The sequence below is a fragment of the Luteimonas panaciterrae genome (assembly GCF_020511115.1).
Taxonomy (GTDB): Bacteria; Pseudomonadota; Gammaproteobacteria; order Xanthomonadales; family Xanthomonadaceae; genus Luteimonas; species Luteimonas panaciterrae.
Genome location: NZ_JAJAVH010000008.1, coordinates 233,975 through 259,216, shown reverse-complemented (window position 1 = coordinate 259,216; position 25,242 = coordinate 233,975). Strand labels below are relative to the sequence as shown.

Genomic DNA, 25,242 nt, shown 5'->3' with positions numbered 1-25,242 from the left:
CGTTTGTGCGGCATCTACAATGCCGACGTCACTTTCCATCCGTTGGGGAAACGCATGGAGGATTTGAATCCCTATCAGCCACCGGCGGCATCGCTGCGAGAGCCGTCGTCCGCCGGAACCGTGCCCGGCGCCAGGCTGTTCAAGGTGTCCGGAATCGGGCTGGCCACGTTCATCGGCACTGTGCTGGCGGGCGGTGTCCTGATCGCGATCAATTACCGCGCGGTCGACAGGCCGGCCTTGGCAAGGCGCGTGTTATGGGGCTCGCTGGCGGCGATCGCGCTGGTCATCGCCAGCAGCATCTTTTTGCCGGGCGGATGGGTCATGGATCTGGGGGTGCTCGCTCTGCAGGTCGTGAGCATGATGGCGCTCGCGCGCTGGCAACGCGGCACGATCGCCGTATTGCTGCCGGACGATCACGAGCCCCGTTCCAACTGGATGGCGTTCGGCATCTCGCTGCTGGTGCTGATGGGACTGTTCGGAAGCATTCTTCTGCTGATGTTCCTGGCGATCGCCACGGGCGTGCTGCCCTCATTCCCGGACGGCTGAAGTACCGCAGCTTCTGCGATAGCGCATCAGCGAGGCGTGGCGAGAAGGGCCCTGCACGCCAATAGGGGCAGGGCCGTGCAACTCAGTCGACGTTGTAGAAGAACTGCTCGCGCACGATCTTGCCGTTGCGCACCTGATACACGCAGATTTCCTGCATCGGCACGCGGCCCATGCTCTTGTAGGTGGCGTCGATGGACATCACGACACTGAACCAGTCGCCGGCCACGATCGGCTCGCCGACGCTGCCGCCGTGGATCTCGACGATGTCTTCGGCCCACTTCTTGCCTTTCTCGCGGATCGCCGCCAATCCCTTGACGTTGCCGAGCGCGCCCTGCGGCAGCCCTTCCATCTCGACGCTGACGGCGTCCTCGGCATACAGCTCGTTCTGGGCTTCCTCGTACTTGCCTTCGCGGCACAGTTCGACCAGCCGCTTGGCGATTTGCTCGGTACTCATCGACGCTCTCCTTTGGTGGGAGCGCGGAGCCTACTCCCGCGACGTCTCAGGTCTTGCGACTGAACGCGTCGGGCGTCCCGCGCATCACCGACAGCACGTCGTGGCAGGCGCCCATCGTGTGATAGTCGGTCTTGCCGGCCGGGCTCTTCTCGTCGCTGTACTTGCGGTTCTGGCGATCGAGGATGCGATACCAGGCGCCATAACGATGATCGACGAGATGCTGCCATGAATAGCGCCAGATGCGTTCGTACTCGCCGCGATAGCGCGCATCGCCGGTCACCGCGAACAGCCGCGCCGCGGCGGCGAGCGCCTCGGCCTGCACCCAGAAATATTTGTCGTCGTCGCAGACGGTGGTGGAGGTGAAGCCTTGCGCGAATGCCTGGCCATCCGCGCCGGGTTTCTCCAGGCCGGTCGGCGCGAATCCGTAGACGATGCCGCCGAAGGTTTCGTCCCAGCCGCTGTCGAGCGCGACATCGAACAGATGTCGCGCGGTGGGAACCAGCCACGCCGGCGCCTGCTGCTTCGCGCCGAGATGTTCGTGCAACAGCATCAGCAGCTTCGCCCATTCGACCTGATGCCCCGGCTGGAAGCCCCAGGGACGGAACAGATGCTTGGGATCGTCGCGGTGGTAATCCCAGTCGACGTTCCAGTCGCGGTCGTAATGCTCCCACACCAGTCCGCCGGCCTTGGCGGCCTGCCGGCGCGTCATGTGATCGGCGAGCATCAGCGCGCGTTCGAGATAGCGCGTTTCCCCGCTCGCCTCGAACGCGGCGATCATCGCCTCGCACATGTGCATGTTGGCGTTCTGGCCGCGATAGTCGGAGAAGCGCCAATGCGCATCGGCTTCGTCGCGATACAGGCCGGCATCGGCGTCCCAGAAACGCGATTCGAGCAACTCCCAGGTCTCGTCCATCCACGCCGCGGTATCGAGGCCGGCCTTGCGCGCGGTCGCGTAGGCGAGCAGCACGAAGGCGACGCCGTAGGCGTGATAGGTGCGGTCCTTCGGCTTGCCGTCGCGCAGCGTCCACGCGTAGCCGCCGCTTTCGGCGTCGCGATGCGCCTCGCGCAGATAGCGCAGGCCATGCACCGCGGCGTCGCGGTACTCGGCGGCGAGCGGCGAATCGGCGAACTCGCGTGCCGCCATCGCATTGTTGAAGACGAAGCGCGTGCTGCTGACCAGATGCCGGTGCGTAGCGTCGTAGACGCTGCCGTCGTCGCGGAAATAATGGAAGAAGCCACCCGCCGGATCGATCGAGCGGGGATGGTAGAACGCCATCGTGTCGCCGATGTGCGCGCGCAGGAAAGCGGGGTCGCCGAAATCGGGAATGGGCGTCGCAGGCAGGTTCATGGCTTGCTTCCTTCGATCAGGGATTGCACCTCGCCATGCGTCGGCAACGCGGCGAAGGCACCGAAGCGCGTGGTGGCCAGCGCGCCGGCGGCCGCCGCGTAGCGCAGCAGGTCATCGCGCGTGGCATCGTCCGCGAAGGCGCGGCTCAAGGTATCCGCCGTGATGGCGTGCGTCGTGAGTCGTTGCAACAGACCGGCCACGAAGGCATCGCCGGCGGCGGTGGTGTCGACGGCGTCGATGGGGAAGGTATCCGCCGACCCCGAGGCTTCGCGCGTCCACCAGCGGATGCGCGCGGGGCCGTCGGTGACGATCGCCGTCTGCGTCGCGCCTTCGAACAGGCGCGCGATCACGGCATCCTCGTCACCGCCGTTCGCCAGGAAGACGAACTCCTCACGGCTGAGTTTGACGAGATGCGCGGATGCGAGCGCATGCCAGAGCGTCGGCGTCGGATCGACGTCGGCGGGCCACAGCGACGGACGCAGGTTCAAATCCATGCTGACCAGCGCGCCGGCACGCGCGGCCAGTTCCATGCCATGCAATGTCGTGCCGGCGATGGCCGGTGCGGTGAGGCTGTTGGAGCAGACGTGGAAGATCGCCGTGTCGGCGAAGGCCTCGCCGTCGAAATCCTGCGGCTGGAACAGCAGATCGGCCGCCGGCGGGCGATAGAAATTGAAACTGCGCTCGCCATCATTTCCGAGCGAGACGAAGGCAAGCGCGGTGCGCGCGGCGTCGGTGTGCCGCACCTGTGCGGTGTCGACACCATAGCCATGAAACTGCGACAGCAGGAAATCACCGAACATGTCGGTGCTGAGCATGCCGATGAAACGCGCCTGGCCGCCCAAGCGGGCGACGCCGACGGCGACATTGGCCGGCGCGCCGCCGGCGTATTCGGCGAACTGGCGCGGCTCGCCCGCCGCTTTCGCGGGACGGGCGAGGAAATCGATCAAGGCTTCGCCGAAGCAGGCGATCGCTGTGCGGGTGGCGGGCATCAGTGCATCGGCCCCGCGACGCGCGCCGTGCCCGCGGCGACCGGAAGGTCACCCACGAGGCGTGAACCGCGCAGCCCGTACCAGGCGATGTAGGCGTAACAGATCAGCGGCAGCACGAAGGCGTGCTGGATGCCGATGTGATCCGCGAGCCAGCCTTGCAGCAAGGGGATGATCGCGCCGCCGACGATGGCCATGATCAGCAGGCTCGATGCCTTGCTGGTCATCGGCCCGAGGCGCTCGATGGCGATGGTGAAGATGGTCGGGAACATGATCGAGTTGAACAGGCCGATCGCGAGCACGCTCCACATCGCGGCATCGTGCTTGGTCGACATCGTGGTCGCCAGCAACAGCAGTGTCATGCCGGCGAAGATCGCCAGCAGCTTGCGTGCATCGATCGTGCGCAGCAGTGCCGCGCCGATGAAGCGGCCGACCATCGCACCGCCCCAGTAAAAGCCGAGATAGCGGCTTGCCGTGGCTTCGCTCAGGCCACCCGTGTTCGGGCCGGAGATGTAATTGATGAGAAAGCTGCCGATGGCCACTTCCGCACCGACGTAGACAAAGATTGCCAGCACGCCCCAGCGCAGATGCGGGAAGCGCAATACCTCGCCGAAGGTGTGGTGTGTTTCGTCGCCGCGATCGGTCGCCTCGCGCAGCGATGGGATGCGCATCAGGAGGACGAAGACCGCCAGCACCAGAAGACCGCCGGCCAGCGCCAGGTAGGGCACTTGCACCGAACGCGCCTGTTCGGCGCGATAGGCGAGCTGCTCGGTGGTCGACATCGCGGCGAGCTGATCGGCGCCGAGCACGGCGGCGGACAGGATCAGAGGGCCGATCAGCGTCGGGAACAATGTGGTGCCCAGCGAATTCAACGCCTGCGCCAGATTCAGACGACTCGGCGCACCGGCCGGCTCGCCCAGCAGGCTGATGTAGGGATTGGCCGCCACCTGCAGCAGCGTGATGCCGCTGGCCAGCACGAACAGCGCCGAGAGGAACAGCGGATACGAAGGCAGCCGCGCCGCCGGATAGAACATCACCGCGCCGACCGCCGCCACCACCAGCCCGATCACGATGCTCGACTTGTAACCGACCCGCGCCACCACCGCGCCCGACGGCAGCGACATCAGGAAGTACGCGCCGAAGAACGTCATCTGGATCAGCATCGTCTGGAAATAGTTCATCTGAAACACGGCTTTCAGATGCGGGATCAGCACGTCGTTGAGGCTGGTGAGCCCGCCCCAGGTGAAGAAGATCAGGCTCACCACCGCGATGGCCGCGGAGTGGGAGAGATCGCGTTGCGGTCGACTCATGGATGGGCTCCGGAGAAACGGCTGGCGTGCCCTCGCGTGCGCTCGGGCAGGGAGCGCGCCGGGTGGGCGCGCGGCATCCCCGGCGGCGGCATCGACGCAATTCCACGCGCCGCGAACGGGGCGGTGGCGATTGGGCATTCTGCCGGCTTCGGGTGGGGGATCATTCTTTTAGATCGGTCTAAATTCGAGCGCATGGTGCCGGTAAACGGTTCCCGTGGCATTTTGCGGCGCAGCATCGGGCGATTCGGCCACATGCTAGGGTTTTCCTTTGGAACGATCCAAAGATGACGCGAAGAATATGGCCAAGCATGGGTTCGGGACAGTGATGGCGATGAGCGCTTTGCTCATGACGGGAATGGCGATGGCGGCGGCCGGACCTGCCTCCGAGGCAGGCGCGCGGGCCGTCGCCGCGGTCGACCCCTTCATCGGCACCGGCGGCGAGGGCCACACCTTCCCCGGCGCCGTCGTGCCCTTCGGCATGATCCAGCTCAGCCCGGACACCCAGATCAAACCGCGCAAGGACGCCTACGGCTGGGCGGCCGGCTACCGCTACGACGACCACACCATCGTCGGCTTCTCGCACACGCATTTCTCCGGCACCGGCCATTCCGATCTCGGCGACGTGCTGCTGATGCCGATCGCGGGCGAGGTGAAGCTCGAACGTGGCGACGCCGACAAGCCAGGCAGCGGCTACACCTCGCGCTTCCGCCACGACGACGAACGCGCCGAACCGGGCTACTACGCCGTCACGCTCGACGACTACGGCGTTCGCGCCGAACTCACCGCCAGCCCGCGCGTCGGCGTGCACCGCTACCGTTTCCCGCAGGGCAAGCCCGCGCACGTGCTGATCGACCTGCGCACCTCGATGTACGACTATCCCGGCAAGATCTCCTGGTCGCGTCTGCGCCTGCGCGCGGACGGCACGGTGACCGGTTCCCGCGAAACACGCGGCTGGGCGCCGGGACGGCAGCTGTACTTCGCGATGCGGTTCTCCAAGCCGCTGCGCGGCCATGCCTTACACAACACCGAGCAGGACATTCCCTACAAGGGATTCCCGCCGCCGGGCGAACAGGAGCCGAGCGAACGCGCGCAGATCGAAGGCCGTCAGCTGGTCGGCAGTTTCGATTTCGGCGACGGCTTGCGCGAACCCTTGCTGGTGAAGGTGTCGATCTCGCCGGTCAGCGAGGAAGGCGCCATCGCCAACCTCGATGCCGAAGTGCCGGGCTGGGATTTCGACGGCGTGCGCGCGGCGGCGAAAGCGCAATGGGCGCAGGCCTTGTCCGCGATCGACGTCGACGCGCCCGAGCCGATGCGCAAGAGTTTCTACACCGCGCTCTACCACAGCTTCATGGGCCCGAGCCTGTTCATGGACAGCGACGGCCGCTACCGCGGCCCCGACAACGCCGTGCATCAGGCCAAGGGCTACACGCACTACTCCACGTTCTCGCTGTGGGACACGTATCGCGCCCTGCATCCGCTGCTCACCATCGTGCAGCCCGAACAGCGCACCAACGACATCGTCAACTCGCTGCTCGCCTCACGCCGCGAAAGCCCTTACGGCGTGCTGCCGGTCTGGGCGTTCCACGGTCTGGAAACGTGGTGCATGATCGGCTACCACGCCGTGCCGGTGATCGCCGATGCCTACATGAAAGGCATTCGCGGCTACGACACCAGCGAAGCCCTCGATGCGATGGTGGCGAGCGCCAACTACGGCCCATACGACGGCATCCGCCAATACCGCGAACTCGGTTACGTGCCGATCGACGAAGAAGGCGAAGCCGCCTCGAAGACGCTCGAATACGCCTTCGACGACTGGACCATCGCCCGCATGGCCGAGACGATGGGGCGTGGCGACATCGCGAAGGAATTCACGAAGCGCGCCGGCAACTGGCGCAACGCCTTCGACCCGGCGACCGGCTTTATGCGCGCGCGCAAGCGCGACGGCAGCTTCCGCGAACCCTTCGACGCCACCGCCAGCGGCTACGGCACCGACTACACCGAAGGCAATGCCTGGCAATACTCCTGGTACGTGCCGCAGGACGTCGCCGGCCTCGCGCAGGCGCATGGCGGCGCGGACAAACTGCTGGACAAGCTCGACCAGGTCTTCGACGCGAAGGTCGATCCCAAGATCTTCGAACACATGGAAGACATCACCGGCCTGATCGGCTGGTACGCGCACGGCAACGAACCCAGCCACCATGTCGCCTACCTCTACGCCTACGCCGGCCAGCCCTGGCGCACGCAGGCACGCCTGCAGCAGATCATGGATTCGCAATACGCTCCGCGCCCGGACGGCCTCGCCGGCAACGACGACCTCGGCCAGATGTCGGCCTGGTACGTCTTCACCGCGCTCGGCTTCTATCCCGTCGCCCCCGGCAGCAACGAATACATCATCGGCCGCCCCTTCCTGCCGCGCGCCACGCTCAACCTGCCCAACGGCAAGCGCTTCACCGTGATCGCCGACGGCCTCGACGCCCGCCATCCCTACATCGGCACCGCCACCTTGAACGGCAAACCCCTCGACCGCGCCTTCCTGCGCCACGAGGAACTCATGGCCGGCGGCGAACTGCGCTTCACCATGCAGGCGCAGCCCGATCGCGAGTGGGGCACGCATCCGTCGCGGCAGCCGTATTCGATGTCATCGTCCCGATGAGCGAAGTGGCCGCTTTGAAGGTTTCGTCTTGGAAAGAGCGATATCCATGCTGAGCTGAGGAAAATGCAACTCGGCATGGCAGTTCGCACATAAAACGATGCATTTGGCGACCTCCATGCATGCCTGGGATTTGCTAGGATGTTTCCAAGGGCCTATAGCTCAATGGTTAGAGCAGAGGACTCATCGCAAGGTGACACCGGCATCGAAAGGGCCGGTTGCAAACGGGATGAATTCAGGGGAACCGCAGCGGTCCGGCCGGCGGCAATCCTGAGCCAAGCCGGCGTTACAACGCCGGAAGGTGCAGAGACTACCTGGGGACTACAGTGTCCTTAATAACAGGCAAGAGCGTCCCGCACCCCACCAGCGCATGCTGCGGGTGATGAGATAGTCCACGCGAGGCGAAATCCTCGAGACACGTGAATCCTTTGGTTCCAGGTTCGAGTCCTGGTGGGCCCACCAAGCGCTTCATGTCGAGGGTGTGTGTTGGACCAAGCATAATTTGGCCGTTGACAGCCAATGGGCCACGTTGGCGCCCGGCAAACGGGTCAGCCCGATCGCCTCACGCTTGAACTCTTCGCTGACCTCCAGCCCCATTAGGCGGGAGCGGATCTCTCGCATTGGGTGCGCGAAGGGCAACATCAAAGCCCTATCTTTGAAACTATGGGATGGCGATGATCTAGCGCCTAACCTGCGGTGCGACTCCCTGCCCGCGATGCGCTGCTGGAAAGCTCAATCATCCTCTTGGAAATTGAGGCCCACCCTGATTCAGGAATTCCTCGGTGAGGTTAGGGCGCCCTTGGAGATGTCGCGTGGCCATTGCTCAAAGAAACCGAACCATAGATATGATCCCGAACCCCTTATGGAGTACCTCTGACGCAAGATGAGGAGCATGGCAATGGGCAGCAAGCTCAAGCTGTATCTATTCGCTGGCCTGCTTGTCGGGCTGGCCTATGCCGCATATCAGCCATTCCCCATGCTGGCATCGATACTGTTCACCTCCGGCTGCGATCAAACAGAGTTCGAAGCCCGCGTTAAACGGAATCTGGCCGCCGGTCAGGCATGGGCGCCAGGTGAAATGCCGACGGTTGACGAAGAACGTGCCTTGATTGCGCGTCTACAAAAACAGGCGCAGCAAACGGGCGACTATGAGCCTGCCTGCCGCGCACTGACCGAGTGGGACGATGAACACACCGAACGCGGGAGTCATTAAGCCGACTCCCCAGATGGTCTCAATCCTCGTCTTTCGGATCGATGGAGACATCCTCCACCTCGAAGTCCTCATCCAATTGCACGCGGATCCAACTGTCAGGAAACTGCATCGGGGCCGTGAAGGATAGGAGAGTGGCGTCAGCGAAAACGACCACTGAACGAACGGCCAAATCGTCACGCAGATCCGTGGTCTCGATGACCTTTTCGCCGCCGACAGCGCCCTCGATCTCTTCGGCGATGCCATCGATGATCCGCCGCCAGACTTGGGGGCTCACCTCAAGAATCCGTTCGATGGCGGCGACGAGCGCTCCGGCATCCATTCCCGACCTGTCTTCCAGTTCAGGGTCCACGTTGATATTGACATGAGCGCCAGCTGCCGAAAGACGTGCCGTACCGAAGACAAAACCGTCGCCGATCTGCGGACCGAGCACAAGTTTGCTCGCCGCGATCGCATCTCGAAGTTGTTCGATCGGTCCCATCGCTACCTCAGCCTCTTTGATTCCGCCGGATACTCCGGCAGCGGGCTCCTCTATAAGAGCCGTTGGATGTGTCGAGTCGTCGACTCTACGCCATCTCTGCATGGGATGAAGATGTGCCAGCCGCCTCTCGATCCGTTGGCCTGTTCCCTGAAATCGGCGATACGAGGATCGGCAGCGCTGGGAGATTTGCGATTCGGTTCGGCGAGACCATCCCCTGTATAAAGCGACCACAAGGCATAATTCCGGTGGCGGGCGATCAAACCGTGCCACCATCCGAGAGAAAAATGAGATCGTTACTGCCTGCTTTGGTGATGGTGATAGCTGAGGTGATCGCTTCCAGCAGCGGAGCCATCCACGCGCAGCCTGCGGCGCAAGAACCATCCCCGCCAGCCTGCGTCAAGGATGGCAACGTCGACAGTTGCTGGAGCGTCGGCGTCGCGGCCGAAAAGCGGAACGATGCTGCCGCTGCCCTGGCGAATTATGAACGCTCCTGCGCGGCCGGTTTTCAGATGGGCGGCTGTTACGAGGCCGGCAAAATCTATTTCCTCGATCCCGCCCGTCGGGACTACGGCCTCGCGAAGGATCGAATGACCCGGGTCTGCGACTCCGATGATGCCGGGATAGGCCCCTATGCCTGCAAATATCTGGGCATCATCTATCGCAATGGTCTGACAGCGGAGCCGCAGATCGATCTGGCGTTCCGGCCCCTGTCACGTTCCTGCTTCCTGCACAATACCGAACCGTTCATCGATGGAAATGGCTGCGAGATCCTGGCCGAAAGCCTCCCCGCCGCCGATGACATGGGCCTTTCGGAGACGGCATGGCAGCGCGACTATATCGCCTATCTGGCCGATGCGATGGGCTGCACCGACGACATGCCGGCGCTGTGCACCAAAGCGCGCGATAGATACCGCCAAGCGATCGCGGCATCGGCGAGCTGGCCAGCCCGCTGCGTGGAGGAGCTGGAGCGGAGCCCGTTCCCCGGGACCTGCGACGCCGTGGCAGACCCGGGCATGAGCGCCCAGTTCGAGCAGCGGCAGAAGCTGCGACGCACGCTCGTGCGCATGTTCCGCACTGCCACGGAAAATCCGCCGTCCGACTGACGACGCCGACGCGGCAACCGGATGCAAACCGGGGGGATGTCGTCGCAGCCAGGGTAAGGTCAAGCCTTTGGTTGAAACGTTCGACCTTGGGCAGGCCATAGAGGCATATGACCGCCTCGCTTCCGGCAGGATGCGATTCCGCGGTGTATTCCTGCTATGGGCCAACATCTGATCTATCGATCCTGGGAGGGACGTGCCCGACCGTGCGCGCTAGGACAGGCCCCATCCTGGCGCTTTTTCTGGCCGGAAGCGGACGCTGGGCCGATTCAAGCGGTCGCCAGCAGGCCGGCCAACTTATGCTTTCTATGAGCGGCCAACTTATGGTTCCGCCCACAAGGTGAGTTAAACGCATGTTGGCCCTGCTCGCTTGCTAGGACGGCTAAGTTAAGCCGAACGCGACGCGGGTTCGCTAGGGCGAGTTTGATAATTGCTCGCGCTTGCTTGGAGCGCGGCGCTGATATGGATGATGCTGATGGCGGTGCCGTTTATCGCGGAATTTATCTCGTTTAAATTGGAGATCGCCGCCTTTGTGTATCCGACGTCAATGACCAAATAAATTGCTCTCCTTGAACCCTCTGCATTCATGTAAATTGGGAGTTGCGATTCGATTCCTTTTTTTAGGCCAGATGTATTCGTGGATTTTTTTATCTCGACTAATACGCTGTTTTGCATGTTTGTGCCGAACTTGAAATCTACAGGCCCCCTTCCGCCGTTGGATTCTCTGGCAATCATAAGTTTATTCGCATGGCAGTATGATTCAGCTACTCCATAGAATAGCAGCTGCGATGCGCTCTCATGCTTTGGATGGCCGTCCGAATCGTACAGAAGACGAGAAAGGCCATTATCCTCAATAAGAGATTTAAATTTTACGCAGATAGTTCTGATCAGATCGAATACTTGGTCTATGGTTGGGTTGTCTTGGAGTACTAGTTGAAGAGGGTTTTCCCTCACCGCAACCTGTGCCGTTGGCAACCAAGATGCCTCGCCAGAGCGATCCTCATTAAAATCATATTTTTGAACAGGCTTTGCACGATAGATCTCGACGGCGTTACGGATCAGTTCTGGGTTGTTAAGAGCGAACCCTTTTAGTTGTTCTTTTGTGAATGCTTGGACTACTTGTTTCCACGATTCGCCGGCGATCCTGTTGATAGTCTCACGGAGCTCTTCATTTTGCTCTGCTACAAGATCCCTGGAAGACCAGTCAAGGGCGACCGGTATGTCTCTGAGGAGGCTTCTGGGCACGAGCAATAGCGGTGCTCCATTAACGGGATTTAATGGAAGTCCTTCATCACTGCGAGGAAGTTCGACGGTACTTTCAGTTTCGATCTCTTCAAAGATGCGAGTAGTGAAGAGATTAAGTTCGTGTCGAATGACATTGGCTGTCATATCGCTGATTCTGTCTGGACCGAATCTTTCTTGAAACATTCCGACTAGCTCGAAGATCTCATGATCCTCAACCCCTTTGCTGAGGATTTGCTTGGCTGTGCGAAGTAACTGTTCTCTAAGTTCCGGACCTATTCCACTGCCATCTGTGCTCTCTTTAGAAAATCCGATGCAGAGCCCCTTCACTTCTGGCCAGTTCATCAGTCGATCGGCGCGTTTCCAAAAGATGTCTTTTTCAACGTCACTAGCCAACAAAAGCCTAGCAATGTTGCCGAAGTGCTCCTTTAAGTGCTCATATGCTCCGACGAATTCTGGTGTCTCGCAATGCTTGAGAAGATGTGGATCTAAGAACAGTCTTGTATCAATGTCGAGAACTGGATCGAAGACATCGCGGGCTTCGAGTATGCGCGAGTCAATTCCCAAAAACATTGATAGTAAGATTGCCATCGAATCTTCTCGGTAGGCTCTAAGCCGAGTCGCGAAGCGACTCCGGATTGAATGGATTATTAGGCGGGCCACCCGTTGCCTGTCGGCGCCAGCAGCCTGCAGGCATACTTGCGTGGCCCCACTCAAATGCAAAAGTTTCGGCAACTTCTCTCCAATTGCCTCTGAGATAACCGCTGCTATGATGCTCTCCCATGCATGAGCAATCGCAGTGCAAGTCCTTAGCGTTCCAGCAAGTAGGAGTACATTTTTTGCTGCTCTTGGTAGACATGGATTAGATAAATAGCGAAATAGCGATGTAAAAGACGATGAGCAAGCCAGTCATACCAAGCGGCTGGGGTTTCCCAGCATTTGTAGCGGCCGTTCCATTTTGACTTGTAGCGCTTGTTGTCTCTGAGTCACGTGTAGATAGGAGATGCATATGGCAAATGCACCAGGAGCGAGATTGAAGAGCCGCGCCGAAAGATGACGGGCGGATTCGCTCGCTTCCAAATCTCTTTGAGTCGTTTGTCCCTGATCTCTATGCTTTCGCCCCTCCCTTTCCGACCTAACTACGACCAGATCCAGAGGCGGGCGTAGCGTGGATTTTGGGCATGCTCCAGAACCGTCAACCAGACTATATTTTGCAAAAGGAGGATTTTGATCGGTCCATCAACCCGCCGCCACTTAGGCGACGGGCAATGAAGAATTGAAGAACGGTCACGTATGATGATGCGCTGTTGGCAATGACTAGCTGGGCTCAGCTGTTATCTCAAAGCAACAGCACTCCCCGACCCATCCGTCGTATTGCCATTGACCTGATTGTTCCCATAGGTGAACAACTGCGCGCCGCCGGACGCAATGAGGCCGGTCCCGGCGTTGCCCGTCACGGTCGAGCTGCCGATTCTGACGATGGCGTTGCCGCCCGTCGCCTGCACGCCGTCGCCGAGATTGTTGGCCGACGTCAACCCATTCAACATCATGCGGATGGCGCCGCTGGTCCCTTCCGCGACGATGCCGTGGAGAGGCGAGCCTGTCGCGGACGTATCCGTCACGGTGATGCCGATGGCACCGGTCGTCGCGGCCGTGCTGGTGCGCAGGCCGATCGTGTTGTTCAAGAGCGTGGAGTTGGTGACGTAGACCCTTGCGCCGCCCGTGCCTGTGGGAGCGATGTTGATTCCGGCTCCGCTTGTGGCGTTGCCATTGCCGGTGATGGTCGAGTTGATGACATGAAGTTCAACGGTCAGAGACGTGTTGTTGACGAGAATGCCGCTGCCATTCGGCGCCGCTCCGTTGAAGTCGCGGATGATGCAATCGTCGACGATCAGCGATGTGCCTTGAAGGAAGCGGATTCCGTTGAGGCCGGGCGAGGTGGGCGGGCTGCCGTCGATATCCAGGCCGCGAAGCACGACATCGATATTCGCTCCGTTCACGATGACGCCCGTGGTGCTGGATGCCAGGGCCGACCCTTCGACGTGCTTGCATGAGATGGTGATGGATTTCGTGATCGTCACGGTGCCGAAGCCGCCCGGATCGATGCAGTTGATGATGCCGCCCGCGGCTGTCTTGGAAATCGCGCCGGCCCATGTCTTGCAGGGGGCGGTGCGGCTGCAGGGATTAGCGTCATCGCCCACGCCCGACACCCAGGTGCGTGTTGCCTGGGCAAAAACGCTCCCGCTCGCGAGCAGGAGTAATAACGACATGATCAGTGAAATGCGGAATGCTGTTTTATTGCGACTCATGACATTGTCCCCTAAAGACATCAATGGGTGATTGGATTTGCTTCCGTATCGATATGCCATCCGCCGGACGCAATCCCCTGTTTGAGACCATCCAAGCTGCGCTCGCTACCAAATGACGCACACTCCCCGCTGGGGCCGGCCAACAGGCTGATCAGTCGTGTGTTCGAATCGGTCCCCAGGCGGCTCTTTTAGCACGTTTGATTGCGATGCGCGCTCGCTGTTTTATAGACGGAAAAACCTGCCAAAAACTGTCAGCAGGCCGTCGTGGTTAGTGGTGATTGCTGGTCAGCGCGCCTTACATAATCTCGATGTCGACTACCCCGGCGACTAAGCTCGCGCGGTCAATATATGATTGCGATCAACGCCAGGGTTGGAGAATGGGGATGCGCCAGGGAATCACAGTGACGACCGGGCTGATGCTGGCGGCGATGATGGTGGCTTGCAGCCCGTCCAAACCTCCGGAGAAGTCCGAAGCCGCGCAACCCGCGGAAGACGCGTCGGCATCGTTGCCCGCCGCCGAACCGGCAGCGCCCGCGCCGGTGGCCCCCGTGCCGGCTGCTCCCGCGTCTGACGCGCCGCCTGGGAGCATGGTCGTGTACGCCTGCGACGATGGTAGCGGCCTGACCGTCACCTACGACAAATCCGGCGCCCTGGTGAAGCTGCCCTCGGGCTCGACGATGTTGCCGCGTGCCGAGTCCGCATCCGGTGGCGGCGGCGATGCCTATCTCGGCGAGGAGTTGTCGCTGTATCGCAACGGCAATCTTGTCCAGCTGCAAGTCGCCGGGAAATCCCATACCTGCACGCAATCCCCGACCAGCGGTTAGAAGGCCGTCGGGCAAGGACGCCTGCCAGCAGGCGCGAATCACGATCGCGAAGCGGGTGCGAGGCGAGAGGTGTAGATGACGAACGGCGCCCAGTAGTACGGCTTGCGGTACGCGGTGTCGGAATGCAGCAGTTCCAGTTTGGCCAGGCGCAACGCGGCGATGGGCTCCACGCCCGCCGCCAGTTGGCGATAGAGATGCGTCATCAGTTCGGCGGTGGAGGCGTCCTCGACCGGCCACAGCCCGCCGACGACACGTTTCGCGCCGGCGCTCAGGAAGGCCCAGGACAAGCCCACCAATCCTTCGCCGGAGAAAGTCCGTGTGCCGGCGCTGCGGCAAGTGGAGAGGGTGACGAGTTCGGCGCGGAGCGGAACGGTGATGACGTCGCGGGCATAGAGTTTGTACGCGCTGGCGTCGGCGGACAGGACTACGGCCGAATCGAGAGGCACCACGGAGTTCGCCTGCGCGTGGGCGGCGAGATGGAGATAGGTGAATCGCTTCGGATCGGCGTCGCGATACGCGGTCGGCGTTGCTTGCTGTCCGGAGTAGACGAGGCGGTTGCCGGATTTGAACAATCCGGAAATCGATGCGACTTCCTTGCCGGCGAACGGCAGCACGGGGAATTCCGGGTCCGGGGGCACCGGATCGCCGAAGACGAGCAGGGAGCGTTCGTGCGCGGGCGACGATCCGTTTTCGATTTGCAGCAGCCGCAATGATGGGGTTCTCGCCAATGCAGCGTCCTCGATCAGGTAGTGGGGATGAGGGCCGGGAACGATCAGGGTGTCGAAATTGAGCGGATTGAGCGGGCCGTCGGAGACGACGATCACCCGTTCCGCCGACGTCATCGCCGCCGCCATGGGCTGTACCAGCAGTCGATACAACTCCGCGCCCTCGGGAGCGGCTTCGGCCAGGGGATCGCGGGAGTTGAGGATTCGCTGCTGATAGGTCGAGACGAGCGCGCTCAGGGTTTTCTCGCCTGGCAGCGGGATCAGCTGGATGCCATCGGCGGTAATGGCCCACAAGAAGGATTTCTCGATGCCGGTCGAGTAGAAGAGCAGCAGCGCTTTGGAATCCCGAGCCAGTCGTGGGTAATCGATCTGATGCCCTGGAACGGAACCGGTTCCCTGCAATCGCTCATGCAGCAATCGCGCGCGGCTCTCGTCGGCGACTCGCAACGCCTCGTCGGTGCGTCCCTGGCCGACGAGAAAATCCACGTAGTCGTCGTAGAAGCGATCCAGGTTGGAGAAGAACGGGAGTTGATGCTCCACCTCCAGCAACCGCGCGAGGGAGGTTTCCATCAGCGCGAACGCCTTTCGGTATTCGGCCTCGGCTTCGGCCGGCCGGTGGTCGCGGGCGTACAGGCGGGCCAGGGCGGCGTGCGCTTCCCACACCATGTCCGGTTTGACGTTCGGCAGGCCGATGACTTCGTTGTAGAGCGCCGCCGCGCGCGACGATTCACCGCGCCGCTCGCGGATCTCGCCGAGCAGCAGCAACGTCCGTTCGCGGATTTCGCCCAGCAACAACGTCGTCGGACGTCGCCCGGTGAAGAACCGATGCTCGGTCTGGATGCGCAGCGCTTCCTCGGCGCGGGAGGCCGCTTCGTCGTAGTTTCCGCGTTCGAGCGCGAGGGCGGCGCGCGTGGTCTGGATGTCGGCCAGGGTTTCCGCGGCTTCGTTCTGGTCCTCGAGTTCCCGCGCGATGGTGGCGGCGCGGGCATAGCTGCGGCTGGCGCGCGCGTAGTCGCCCTGGCGCTGCAATGTCTGCCCGAGATTTTCCAGGACGACCATGCGATCGCCTTCGTAGCCGAGTTTTTGCGTGAGCGTTTCGGCTTCCGACAACACCTGGATGGCGCGCTCGTAGTCGCCGAGCCGGTAATAGCACCAGCCGAGCCTGCCCAGATTCCTGGCGCGGAGCCCGCCGGCGGTGAGGCCGGATGCCAGTTTTTCGGAGCGGCGAAGCCAACGGACCGCATCGTCGTATTCGGATGCGTTGATGCGGAGGTTGCCGAGATTTCCTGCCGCCTTTGCTTCGATCAGGCGGAATCCTTGCCGCTCCGCCGTTTCCATCGTCGTGCGGAAGAATGCTTCCGCGGTGACGAGATCGGCCTGTAGCGCGGCGCAGGTGCCGCGGCGCAGCGTCACCTCGGCGACGAGCCTGGTATTACCCAGGTCTTCGGCGATGCGCTCCGCCATTTCCAGATCGGTTCGCGCGCGGGTCGGGGCATTGTCGCCATCGGGCGCGTGGCAGCGCGCGTAGCCACGGGTCATCAGCGCGCGCGCCAGCACGACGTCGCGCGGCCGATCCGCGGACAGGCCGGCATCGAGCCGGCCCAGCGCCGCCGTGATCTGGCGCTGGCCGACCAGGACCTCCGCGTCCAATACTTCGAAGGCCCAAGTCCATCCTGGCTGGTGCGTCTCTTGCGCTTGCCGCAATCCGTCTTCGGCAAGCGTTTTCGCCGCGCTCAGGTTGCCGGATTCGAATTCGCGGTAACCATCGCCGTAGAGCTTGTCGAGGGGAATCTTGTCGGCGCCGCACGAGGCAACGAAAAGCGCGAGCAGCGCAAACAGTTTGTTCGCGGTGTCATGGATCCCAGTGGCCGTTGCCGATGGCATTTGCGCATACGATACTGCCAGAGATCGGGCAGCCGAGTTCGACGCGCAGCATGGTCAGTTGACGCGAGTCACGTGTGATGAGGTATTCGCCGAGGTAGACGATGCCGAAGCCGGGCACGAAGATGCCGTGTTGCCCCTTCGTTCTGGCGCCGACCGGGATGACGCCTTTCTTCTTGTCCAGACGAAACAGTGGCGCCAGGAGTGTCCGATCGGATGGGAAACGGGATTCCTTTGCCTCTTCTTCCGGTCGCGCACCGGCGGCGATCTCCTGTTTCGTTTGCGACCTGGCGGCGGGCTTCGTCTGCGGCTCCTCTGTCTTGATCGGGTTGCCGTTCGCATCGATGAAAGGAAAGCTGTCGGTGCGGGACGAGCCTGTGATCTCCTTGTACCGGCCTCCGCGCAGGAGTTCGGGATAGGATTCGAGCTCGATCGGTATCCCACCGATACGCAGGTTTTCGAACTGGCTGCCGAAGGGAAGGATCTCGGACTCGCGCTCGTTTTCCAAGTGTTGGGACGTGATGCGGGCAACGACACGGTCGGCCGTGATCACGTCGAGGATGTTCAGCCCTTCGATGGCGGTCGTGACCAGGGTTTCACCGGCCAGCCCATCGGGATGACGCACCTTTTGACCGGACAGCGTGCTGGTCACGCGCTCGAAGCGAACGATGTTCCTGAAATTGAAATTTTCGATGGATGCCGAAGCGTAACCGCCTCCGGGAGGCAGGACGCAGGCGCCTTGCGGGTCGATGCTTTCGCATATGGGGCCTGTGATCCGGCCGCCGACGGCCATCGTGCTGCCGCGGAACCAGAATCTGCGCTCATCTTTTTCGTGGCTCATTTCATTTCCTCGCGTATCAGGACGAAAAGGTATCGGGTGCGTTCGGATGCAACGGTTTGCGCATCGGGTGTGTCGAAGCCCGACAGTTCGACTGCGTACCGGCCGGAGGCCAGACCCGACACGGGCAGCAACAATTGCAGCTCATCGCCAGTGGTGGGCGCCGGAACGACAGAAGAGAGAACTTGCGTGCCCTTGGCATCGCGCACGTCGATCCGGTAGCGCGCGGAAGACTCGTAGCCGCTGCGGCTCAGCGTGAGACCGATCATGTTCTGTTGCGGGCCCACGCGAATCTCCGCCGGATCGCTGCGGGCGACGGACAGGAAGTGCCAGCTCGTGGTCTGCAGATTCTGGCTGTGCGCGAGTTCGTCGCGCAGCTGCGGAATGGTCACGGCCGACTGGTAGATCACCGTGCCGAGCGACAGCACGACCGTGGCGGCCGCCGCGAGTGCCGGCAGCAGCCGCCACCGCGACTGCCACGGTCCTTGCCGCAGGCGCCGCGTCGCGCTCGCCAGGCGGCGGCGCATGGACTGCTTGCCGAGGACAGCCTTGGTGTCGTCGAGAAAGAGGCTGAGCGCCTTGATGTCCTCGGCGCACTCCGGGCAGGTGAAGAAGTGCTCCTCGAACTCGGCGCGCTCTTCCTCGCTCAGCTCGCCCAGGACGTAGCTTTCGGCGATCGCTTTTCGCATTGCTGTGGCGTGATCCATCTTGCTCATCCGCGAGGGCTGGCGGGTTCTGTCCGCGCCAGGTAGAGGGTCCGAAAGCGGAGCTTGGCGCGATGCAGCAGCACGCGCAGGTAGCTCCGGTCCACTTTGAACTCCTTGCAGACTTCGTCCTTGTCGCGCTCCTCGACGAAGAGCGCCCGCATCAGGCGCCGGTCGAGGTCGGGGAGGTCATCGATCACGCGCCGCACCAGCGCCCGCCGTTCGACGGCCAGCAGCCGCTCCTCGACCACTGGCGCGTCGTCCTCGATTTCCGGCATTGCGGCATCGGACATCGTCGGGTGGCGCCTCTCGGAGCGGTACAACTCCAGCAGGACGTGATCGCATACGGTGTTGACGTAGGCGCCCAGGCGCTCCGGGTAATGGATTTCCTCGCCGGAGCGCAGGGTCTTGAAGACGCGCAGGAAGGTTTCCTGGCAGGCGTCCTCGACCAGCTGGCGCGAGCGCAGCCGCGAACGCAGTTTGATTCGCAGCAGATCCTTGAAGTAGCCGACGAAATGTCGCTCGGTCTCGGAGTCGCCGCCGCGCAGGCGCTGCACGTAGCTGCCGTCGAAGCGGTGGAGGTCACGCCCCGAGTGCTGCATGGGGTCTCCCCGTCCCGGATGCTGCAGAGGTAGAACGAGTATAGCCACGAGTCCATCCCTAACTGACGTCTGCGTCTTGGCCGAACGCGCCGGCCTTGTGGATTTGCTACGGGCGTCCCCCTCCCGTCCTTATGTAGTGACCTTCGAGGGCCAAACGTTTCAGCTGGAACCGGCTCCATTCCAGCTCCTGTCCGCCGATCCGGCCCGGCGGCGGCTTGGCCTGCCTTCCTCTCCCGGGTTGCCCGCGCCGGCATTCCCCGACTCGTGCACGAGATCGGTTCCGGCGAGAAACGTTTCGCCCCCGGACATCACTACACAGAGGCAAGCAACCCGTAGCCCGGTCGCGATCGCGTCGGGAATCCGGATGGCGGACATGCGCCGGGATGCTGCGTCACGCAATTCCTCGCAACGCAACACATCAGCTAGGTGTCACGCGGCGACGTCGCACTCCGGCGTGGGGCCGCAACCAACTCAAGGAGAAAGTCATGAGCAAGAGTGGTCCCGGCCAGGAAGCGGCAGGCAGGAAGCAAGATTCGTACAAACTGGAACTGGTCGGCTTCGCGGCGGGAAGCGAGCGACCGAAGATTCTCGTGCAGGCGCTCGATCGCAAGAACACCGCGCTGTATTCGCAAGAAGTCGGCGACGACGGCAATTTCGCCCTTTCGGCGGACGTGCTCAAGCGCGCCCATCGCGTGGTGATCGGTGCGCCCGACGAGAAGGGCAGCGTTCGCGCCGATGCTTCCATCGGCTACCGCGCCGAGGAGTTCCTCTCGCAGATCAAGAACGGCAGGCTCGCGCTGGCCGAAAGCATCTGGTCGCGTTTCCATTTCCACTGGACCTGCGTCAGCGGCAGCGTGCGCGTGTGCCGGCGCCGTCCGTGGTGGTTCGACAGCATCATCTCGAAGGCGAGCACGGTGCTGGCGCGGAAGAATGTGCTGACCAATGCCATCGTGTCGCGCGATGTCTCGGTCAGCTCGTCGATCGAGCGGCTCTCGCCCTCGCTCAATGACCTGATCTACTGGCCGTATCGCTGCTATCCGGTCTGCCTCGGCACCGTCGAGGTTTATCGCCGCACCTGTTGCTGCTGGCCGATCGTCATCGACGATCCGCGAATTCCGGATCTGATCCGCGATCTGGAGATCTACGTCGAGCGTCTGCCGAAGTTCCCGAAGCCCAAGCCCGGCTTCCCGCCGCCGCCTCCGCCGCCGGTCGGCGATCCGCTGCGCACGCCGTTCTTCAAGGGCGGAGCGATGAACGAGCTGGCGATCAATGCGACCAACGATCTGCAGATGCTGCGCACGCTGCCGTCCGATCAGATCGCGCAATACATCCAGAGCCGCGCCTATCTGCTGCACCGTTTGTGCAGCTGCGGCCAGGCCAGCAAGGTCGCCACCGGCACGATCCAACCGGATGGCACCTTCAATATCTGCTGGCTTGAGCCGTGGCGCCTGTTGCTGGTCAACTGCTACGAGCAGTACGCCTATGTGGTGAAGCAGACGATCGGCAACACGACCACGACCATCTACAACGGTCTGACCGCCGGCGCCTGGTTCTCCGCCGGTGAAACGCCGGTGCTCACCACGTACAACGGCAATGCCTTCTCGTGCAACGAGACGGGCACCGGTGATGGCGATGCGTATGTCTTCCTCGATCTGATCGGCGATACCGAAAGCCACGAGCTGACGACGCCGAATTCCACGGGTTGGGATCGCGTCGCCGCTCCGGATGCGACCTCGGGCCTGCTGTTCCCGAATCCCAGCGCGAGCGGTCATTTGCGCAATCTGGGCGGTGCCGTCGAGCTGACCTTCAACTTCAGCCTCGGATTGCGCGATCCATCGATCGGTGCGCACTACTACCGCATCAGCATCTGTCGTGCCGATGAAGACGGAAATCCGATCGGAACACGCCACTATCAGGGCGATGGGTTGGCCTGGCAGAAGATCGTTGGTGCCGACATCGTTCCCGAATCCCTGGGGCCCAACACGGTTGGTGGAGAGGCGAATCTGTATCGCATCCCCTACAGCGACGAACCCTGGACCGGCACGGTGCGTTACCACGCGCGGGTCAACACACTGCAGGCGGACTTGAACGTACCCGTGGCTGCCGATCTCGCCAGCCCCGCCGCCAATCATCTGATCACGCTCGAGCTGTTCGACGCGGCCGGACAACGTTTGCGTCCGCTTGGGACGCCGGCTTCCGGTCAGTCAGGGACGGAGGTGGCCAAGCCCTTCAAATACCGTCGCTGGTTCCAGCCCGGCGGCAGCATGGGCGACGACACCGTTGAAGTGCCGTACGCGGCGTTGACACACCTGTTCTGCTGGGACAACCGCGCGCCGGTGGCCGACATCACGCGACTGGTGATGGACAGCGATGCATCGGATGAGGAGTGCCAGTTCCTGCACGGACCGGACAATTCCACGTTCGCGATCGAGTACCGCGCCTATGTGCCGGATCAGCGCTTCCAGTACGGTCACGGCATCGGTTGGCTGCGCGGCTTGAACGCCTCGGCCGCCAACGGCGGTATCGGCACGCTGCCGACGCCGCTCAGTCCGAACAATGTCGGCAAGCCGCCGGCGTTTCCGGTCAACAGCGGCAGCAACACATTCGAGCACATGCTGACCCGGCTCGATGCGCCCAATCCACCGACGGTCCTGCCGCGTTGCTCGTTCGCCGTCACGCTGACGACCTACGCCAAGACCACCGACGGCTCGAACATGAACTACCCACATGCTCAGGAAACGGCAGCCTTCGCCCTGGCGATCGACTGAGGCAACGCGGAAGGAACCGGCGTTGCCGCGCGTCAGGGAAGACGTGCACATGGATCAGGCGCACGCGTGCTCGATCCGATGGAAGCGAGTCCGGGGGTTGGCCTGGACCCGCGATCACTGCACAAACCCGGGAAGGGTTTGTGCAGTGATTTTTTGAAGCGATGACACCAATGGCGATGCACCACGCAAGCAGGAGCAGGCGATGATCGGCGAGGACGGCGATTTCTGGTTGAAGCTGACGATCGCCATCCTCGCGACCTGGCGCCTCACGCACCTGCTCGCGCGCGAGGATGGCCCAGCCGATCTGATCGCACGCATGCGTCTGGGGCTGGGCAATGGCGTGCTGGGCCGGATGCTCGACTGTTTTCAATGCCTGAGCTTGTGGATGGCCGCGCCCGCCGCGCTGTGGGTGACGACGCAGCCACTCGACGCGTGTCTTGTCTGGCTGGCCGTGTCCGGCGCCGCCTGCCTGTGCGAGCGCATCGGCGAACCCGAAATCGTGATGCAGCCTTTGCCCGAACCGAATCAAGGAGAAGAGGATGGGATGTTGCGGACAAAAACGTAGTTCGCTGCCGGCGATGATGCCGGGTGTCGTGCCGGGGCTTCTGCCTCGATCCGGTGTCGACACCGGATCGAGCGTGGGGACAGGCCGAACAGTACCGGAGACATCGAGCGGTCTCCGGCATGTGACATTGCGATATCGCGAGCGGGCCCGCGTGCGTGTGCTTGGGCCCGTGACCAGGCGGCCTTACGAATTCTCACCCGAACAGCCGACGCAATCGGTGGACACCCGCGATGCCGAGGCGTTGCTGCGTACGCGGCAGTTCCTGCATGCGTAAAGCGCGTCGCGTGGGCCTGGCGCTTCAGGCCCTCGCTGATCGTATCTCGACCAGCGAGGGGAGCGCGATCATTTCACCAGTGTGTCGTTCAGAATCCCCAAGACCTTGATGCATGTTGGTGACGACTCGGTTGCTTGAATTGCCCTCGACCGTCCACAGCCTGCCTTGCTTCTTGCCCAGACCAGCATCATCCCGCTGTGGTTCGCCGAGCCATCGCCGTCGGAATCGATCGCGAGGCCTTCGCGTACAGCGGCGGTTTCTCGCGGGGAATCCGGTCAGAGCGAAGGCTCGGCGACGATCACTTCGATGCCGAGTTTCTGCAGCCCTTCGCGATATTCGCCGCTGATGCCGTCGTCGGTGATGACGGTATGCACCTGATCGAGCCGCGCGATGCGGTGCAGGCTCACCCGGCCGAACTTCGACGCGTCGGTCAGCACCACGACCTTGCGCGCGCGCTCGACCATGCGGTGGTTGAGGCTGGCTTCCGCTTCGTGATGCGTGGTCAGGCCGAATTGTAGATCCAGCCCGTCCACACCCAGGAACAGGGTGTCGAAGCTGTAGGCGCCGAGACTGGCCTCGGCCTGGCTGCCATGCAACGACAGCGACTGCTTGCGCAGCGTGCCGCCGGCGAGCAACAGCGACACGCCCGGCGCATTGGCGAGTTCCCAGGCGATGTTGAGGCCGTTGGTCATCACCGTGACGTCGCGATGTTCGCGCAGATGCCGCGCCAGCGTCATCGTGGTCGAGCCGGAGTCGATGATGATGTTGTCGCCGGGTTTCACCAACTGTGCCGCGCGCACGCCGATCGATTCCTTCAACGGCAGGTTGAGCGCGTCCTTCTCGTGAATGTCACGCTCCTGCGGTGGCGTGCGCACCAGGGTGGCGCCGCCGTGGTTGCGCGTGGCCAGGCCCTGCGATTCGATGTGGGTGAGGTCGGCGCGGATCGTCACCGAGGACACGTCGAAGCGCTCGACCAGGTCCGCGACCTGGACGTTGCCGTGCTGGACCAGCAGCTGCACGATCTGTTGCCGACGTTGGCGGGTGTTTCGCATGGCGATCTTTTCGGGCGTCTCGGAAGAGGAAGCTTACCTTTCCGAAAGCGCCGTGGCGTCGGAAGTTTCGTTTTCGCCGAGCTCGCCAACGTGATTGCGGGCGCAGGCGCGGGCGTATTCGGCCAGACGGCCGAAGATCTTGTGCTGGATCAGGGCATGCGGGTCGGGGGTCAGCCGGCCGGCGACGATCTCGTCGTGCTGTTCGGGCATGAACTGGCTCAGGAGGATCAGCGGCGGTGCATGTCGCTGCAAATTGCCGATCAGCCGATCCACCGCGGCGCTCACGTCCGGCTCGCCCCAGTAGTAGCGACAGCGGTCGCTGAGCGCGTAGCGGCGCAGCAGGTGCAACTGGTGTTCGTCGCCGCTGTAGTGGTTCCGCCAGTGCGCCGGGTGTTCGACCATGCGGCGATCCAGCACTTCCAACAATTGCGAGCGTTCCGCTGATGGCAGGAGCTCGTCCTCGATCGCCGCCAGCGCGAACAAGGCCTCGCGGAACGCGAAAGTGGCGGCCGGGCCGACCTTGAGGATGGCGAAGTGATCGCGCACCAGCGCGTGCAGCGACGCCTCGGTCTGGTAGTCGGTGGAGTGTGCCTCGAACACGATGCGCGGTTGCGTCTCGACGAAGTCTGACAACGCGGTGGCGGCCTGCGGATCGTAGTGATGCACGGAGCTGTGATCGAAATCGACGCCCGGCTGCACCACCATCGCGATCACGCGTTCCCATGCGGCGGCGAGATCGGGGGCGGAGAATGCCTGGCGATGGATGTCCAATGTCTTGGCGGCAGCTTCCGGACGCGTCACCGCCAAACCGCCAGCCAGTGAGGCTTCACCACCCGGCACCGGCACTTCGGTGCCGATCACGTAAACCGGTGGCGGCAATCCGGCCTCGGCCGCGGTGCGTTCGGCGATCCGCGCCAGTTCGGCCGAACGCGCGGCCACGATCTCGTCCGGAAGCGGCGTCGGATCGTCGGCGCAGGACATGCTGCAATCCAGATGGATCTTGTGGAAACCGGCGGCGACGTAGGCCGCGATCAGTTCGCGCGCATGCGCCATGGCTTCGGCGGCCGGGCGTTTCTGCCAGGCATTCGGGCCGAGATGGTCGCCGCCGAGGATCAGGCGTTCGATCGGAAACGCTTGCGCATGAGCAAGCCGCAGCACGTAATCGCGGAATTGCGCCGGTGTCATGCCGGTGTAGCCACCGAATTGGTCGACCTGATTCGAGGTCGCCTCGATCAGCAGCACCGTGTCGTAATGTCGCGCCACTTGCATGGCGGCCAGCAGCACCTGCTCGTTGCTACAGCAAACGCTGTACAGGCCGACGTTCTCGCCACGGCGATGGGCTGCAATGAGGGATTGGACAGCGGACATGGATG

The 25,242-nt window shown here is 62.7% G+C and carries 20 protein-coding genes; 7 read left to right on the top strand and 13 right to left on the bottom strand.

The window, feature by feature from the left end; all coding sequences use genetic code 11:
* Positions 1-54 precede the first annotated feature (54 nt).
* The gene (locus tag LG367_RS12060) at positions 55-546 is read left to right on the top strand and encodes a hypothetical protein (RefSeq protein WP_226469498.1); all 492 of its coding nucleotides are present in this window, start codon (positions 55-57) and stop codon (positions 544-546) included.
* Positions 547-628: 82 nt separating this feature from the next.
* Here LG367_RS12060 and LG367_RS12055 read toward each other — a convergent pair whose 3' ends face one another.
* Genes LG367_RS12055 through LG367_RS12040 form a run of 4 tightly spaced genes read right to left on the bottom strand, consistent with a single transcriptional unit; the run spans position 629 to position 4,644 of the window.
* Complete coding sequence (locus LG367_RS12055; RefSeq protein WP_226469497.1) at positions 629-1,000, bottom strand: nuclear transport factor 2 family protein; 372 nt, start codon at positions 998-1,000, stop codon at positions 629-631.
* Between the two features lie 46 nt (positions 1,001-1,046).
* A complete protein-coding gene (locus tag LG367_RS12050) occupies positions 1,047-2,348 on the bottom strand; it encodes an AGE family epimerase/isomerase (protein ID WP_226469496.1) in 1,302 nt (433 codons plus the stop codon).
* Positions 2,345-3,337, bottom strand: coding sequence for a carbohydrate kinase family protein (locus tag LG367_RS12045; RefSeq protein ID WP_226469495.1), 993 nt, complete (start codon positions 3,335-3,337; stop codon positions 2,345-2,347). Before LG367_RS12045 ends, LG367_RS12050 begins: the two co-directional genes overlap by 4 nt.
* Positions 3,337-4,644 (bottom strand): sugar MFS transporter, encoded by a 1,308-nt coding sequence (locus LG367_RS12040; protein WP_226469494.1) that lies wholly within the window; start codon positions 4,642-4,644, stop codon positions 3,337-3,339. Before LG367_RS12040 ends, LG367_RS12045 begins: the two co-directional genes overlap by 1 nt.
* A gap of 346 nt (positions 4,645-4,990) precedes the next feature.
* On the opposite strand from LG367_RS12040, the gene LG367_RS12035 reads away from it, so the two are divergent.
* Together LG367_RS12035 and LG367_RS12030 are read left to right on the top strand one after the other, a co-directional pair.
* Entirely contained in the window at positions 4,991-7,297 is a 2,307-nt protein-coding gene (locus tag LG367_RS12035) for a GH92 family glycosyl hydrolase (protein WP_425490960.1), read from the top strand.
* Between the two features lie 895 nt (positions 7,298-8,192).
* Complete coding sequence (locus LG367_RS12030; protein ID WP_226469493.1) at positions 8,193-8,507, top strand: hypothetical protein; 315 nt, start codon at positions 8,193-8,195, stop codon at positions 8,505-8,507.
* 19 nt (positions 8,508-8,526) lie between these two features.
* Here LG367_RS12030 and LG367_RS12025 read toward each other — a convergent pair whose 3' ends face one another.
* Positions 8,527-8,985 (bottom strand): hypothetical protein, encoded by a 459-nt coding sequence (locus tag LG367_RS12025; protein WP_226469492.1) that lies wholly within the window; start codon positions 8,983-8,985, stop codon positions 8,527-8,529.
* Between the two features lie 284 nt (positions 8,986-9,269).
* Here LG367_RS12025 and LG367_RS12020 point away from each other — a divergent pair, with 284 nt between their 5' ends.
* Positions 9,270-10,088 (top strand): SEL1-like repeat protein, encoded by an 819-nt coding sequence (locus LG367_RS12020; RefSeq protein WP_226469491.1) that lies wholly within the window; start codon positions 9,270-9,272, stop codon positions 10,086-10,088.
* 384 nt (positions 10,089-10,472) lie between these two features.
* On the opposite strand, the gene LG367_RS12015 is transcribed toward LG367_RS12020, so the two are convergent.
* Positions 10,473-11,918: a hypothetical protein gene (locus LG367_RS12015; protein ID WP_226469490.1), complete on the bottom strand. Its 1,446-nt coding sequence runs from the start codon at positions 11,916-11,918 to the stop codon at positions 10,473-10,475.
* A gap of 743 nt (positions 11,919-12,661) precedes the next feature.
* Complete coding sequence (locus LG367_RS12010; protein ID WP_226469489.1) at positions 12,662-13,636, bottom strand: right-handed parallel beta-helix repeat-containing protein; 975 nt, start codon at positions 13,634-13,636, stop codon at positions 12,662-12,664.
* A gap of 383 nt (positions 13,637-14,019) precedes the next feature.
* On the opposite strand from LG367_RS12010, the gene LG367_RS12005 reads away from it, so the two are divergent.
* On the top strand, positions 14,020-14,460 hold the full coding sequence (locus LG367_RS12005) for an MliC family protein (RefSeq protein WP_226469488.1): 441 nt from the start codon (positions 14,020-14,022) through the stop codon (positions 14,458-14,460).
* 38 nt (positions 14,461-14,498) lie between these two features.
* On the opposite strand, the gene LG367_RS12000 is transcribed toward LG367_RS12005, so the two are convergent.
* From LG367_RS12000 to LG367_RS11985, 4 genes are read right to left on the bottom strand one after another with little or no spacing between them, the layout of a single operon-like run.
* On the bottom strand, positions 14,499-17,069 hold the full coding sequence (locus tag LG367_RS12000) for a CHAT domain-containing protein (protein WP_226469487.1): 2,571 nt from the start codon (positions 17,067-17,069) through the stop codon (positions 14,499-14,501).
* The gene (locus tag LG367_RS11995; protein ID WP_226469486.1) at positions 17,038-17,907 is read right to left on the bottom strand and encodes a choice-of-anchor P family protein; all 870 of its coding nucleotides are present in this window, start codon (positions 17,905-17,907) and stop codon (positions 17,038-17,040) included. Before LG367_RS11995 ends, LG367_RS12000 begins: the two co-directional genes overlap by 32 nt.
* Entirely contained in the window at positions 17,904-18,593 is a 690-nt protein-coding gene (locus LG367_RS11990) for a zf-HC2 domain-containing protein (RefSeq protein ID WP_226469485.1), read from the bottom strand. Before LG367_RS11990 ends, LG367_RS11995 begins: the two co-directional genes overlap by 4 nt.
* A 23-nt stretch (positions 18,594-18,616) precedes the next feature.
* Positions 18,617-19,210, bottom strand: a complete 594-nt coding sequence (locus LG367_RS11985) for an RNA polymerase sigma factor (RefSeq protein WP_226469484.1) — start codon at positions 19,208-19,210, stop codon at positions 18,617-18,619.
* A 485-nt stretch (positions 19,211-19,695) separates the two neighbouring features.
* Between LG367_RS11985 and LG367_RS11980 the strand changes: the two genes are divergently transcribed.
* Together LG367_RS11980 and LG367_RS11975 are read left to right on the top strand one after the other, a co-directional pair.
* Entirely contained in the window at positions 19,696-21,978 is a 2,283-nt protein-coding gene (locus LG367_RS11980) for a hypothetical protein (RefSeq protein WP_226469483.1), read from the top strand.
* A gap of 202 nt (positions 21,979-22,180) precedes the next feature.
* Positions 22,181-22,543 carry a hypothetical protein gene (locus tag LG367_RS11975; protein WP_226469482.1) on the top strand — a complete coding sequence of 121 codons (363 nt, stop codon included), beginning with the start codon at positions 22,181-22,183 and terminating at the stop codon, positions 22,541-22,543.
* A gap of 549 nt (positions 22,544-23,092) precedes the next feature.
* Here the strand turns inward: LG367_RS11975 and LG367_RS11970 are convergent.
* Positions 23,093-23,869: a DeoR family transcriptional regulator gene (locus LG367_RS11970; RefSeq protein WP_226469481.1), complete on the bottom strand. Its 777-nt coding sequence runs from the start codon at positions 23,867-23,869 to the stop codon at positions 23,093-23,095.
* Between the two features lie 33 nt (positions 23,870-23,902).
* Positions 23,903-25,237 carry a D-tagatose-bisphosphate aldolase, class II, non-catalytic subunit gene (locus LG367_RS11965; RefSeq protein WP_226469480.1) on the bottom strand — a complete coding sequence of 445 codons (1,335 nt, stop codon included), beginning with the start codon at positions 25,235-25,237 and terminating at the stop codon, positions 23,903-23,905.
* Positions 25,238-25,242: the final 5 nt, after the last annotated feature.

Excerpts from the sequence above, each read along its gene's own strand:
- LG367_RS12060 (WP_226469498.1), top strand. The coding sequence starts at position 55 with ATGGAGGATTTGAATCCCTATCAGCCACCGGCGGCATCGCTGCGAGAG.
- LG367_RS12055 (WP_226469497.1), bottom strand. The coding sequence starts at position 1,000 with ATGAGTACCGAGCAAATCGCCAAGCGGCTGGTCGAACTGTGCCGCGAA.
- LG367_RS12050 (WP_226469496.1), bottom strand. The coding sequence starts at position 2,348 with ATGAACCTGCCTGCGACGCCCATTCCCGATTTCGGCGACCCCGCTTTC.
- LG367_RS12045 (WP_226469495.1), bottom strand. The coding sequence starts at position 3,337 with ATGCCCGCCACCCGCACAGCGATCGCCTGCTTCGGCGAAGCCTTGATC.
- LG367_RS12040 (WP_226469494.1), bottom strand. The coding sequence starts at position 4,644 with ATGAGTCGACCGCAACGCGATCTCTCCCACTCCGCGGCCATCGCGGTG.
- LG367_RS12035 (WP_425490960.1), top strand. The coding sequence starts at position 4,991 with ATGACGGGAATGGCGATGGCGGCGGCCGGACCTGCCTCCGAGGCAGGC.
- LG367_RS12030 (WP_226469493.1), top strand. The coding sequence starts at position 8,193 with ATGGGCAGCAAGCTCAAGCTGTATCTATTCGCTGGCCTGCTTGTCGGG.
- LG367_RS12025 (WP_226469492.1), bottom strand. The coding sequence starts at position 8,985 with ATGGGACCGATCGAACAACTTCGAGATGCGATCGCGGCGAGCAAACTT.
- LG367_RS12020 (WP_226469491.1), top strand. The coding sequence starts at position 9,270 with ATGAGATCGTTACTGCCTGCTTTGGTGATGGTGATAGCTGAGGTGATC.
- LG367_RS12015 (WP_226469490.1), bottom strand. The coding sequence starts at position 11,918 with ATGGCAATCTTACTATCAATGTTTTTGGGAATTGACTCGCGCATACTC.
- LG367_RS12010 (WP_226469489.1), bottom strand. The coding sequence starts at position 13,636 with ATGAGTCGCAATAAAACAGCATTCCGCATTTCACTGATCATGTCGTTA.
- LG367_RS12005 (WP_226469488.1), top strand. The coding sequence starts at position 14,020 with ATGCGCCAGGGAATCACAGTGACGACCGGGCTGATGCTGGCGGCGATG.
- LG367_RS12000 (WP_226469487.1), bottom strand. The coding sequence starts at position 17,069 with ATGCCATCGGCAACGGCCACTGGGATCCATGACACCGCGAACAAACTG.
- LG367_RS11995 (WP_226469486.1), bottom strand. The coding sequence starts at position 17,907 with ATGAGCCACGAAAAAGATGAGCGCAGATTCTGGTTCCGCGGCAGCACG.
- LG367_RS11990 (WP_226469485.1), bottom strand. The coding sequence starts at position 18,593 with ATGCGAAAAGCGATCGCCGAAAGCTACGTCCTGGGCGAGCTGAGCGAG.
- LG367_RS11985 (WP_226469484.1), bottom strand. The coding sequence starts at position 19,210 with ATGCAGCACTCGGGGCGTGACCTCCACCGCTTCGACGGCAGCTACGTG.
- LG367_RS11980 (WP_226469483.1), top strand. The coding sequence starts at position 19,696 with ATGAGCAAGAGTGGTCCCGGCCAGGAAGCGGCAGGCAGGAAGCAAGAT.
- LG367_RS11975 (WP_226469482.1), top strand. The coding sequence starts at position 22,181 with ATGATCGGCGAGGACGGCGATTTCTGGTTGAAGCTGACGATCGCCATC.
- LG367_RS11970 (WP_226469481.1), bottom strand. The coding sequence starts at position 23,869 with ATGCGAAACACCCGCCAACGTCGGCAACAGATCGTGCAGCTGCTGGTC.
- LG367_RS11965 (WP_226469480.1), bottom strand. The coding sequence starts at position 25,237 with ATGTCCGCTGTCCAATCCCTCATTGCAGCCCATCGCCGTGGCGAGAAC.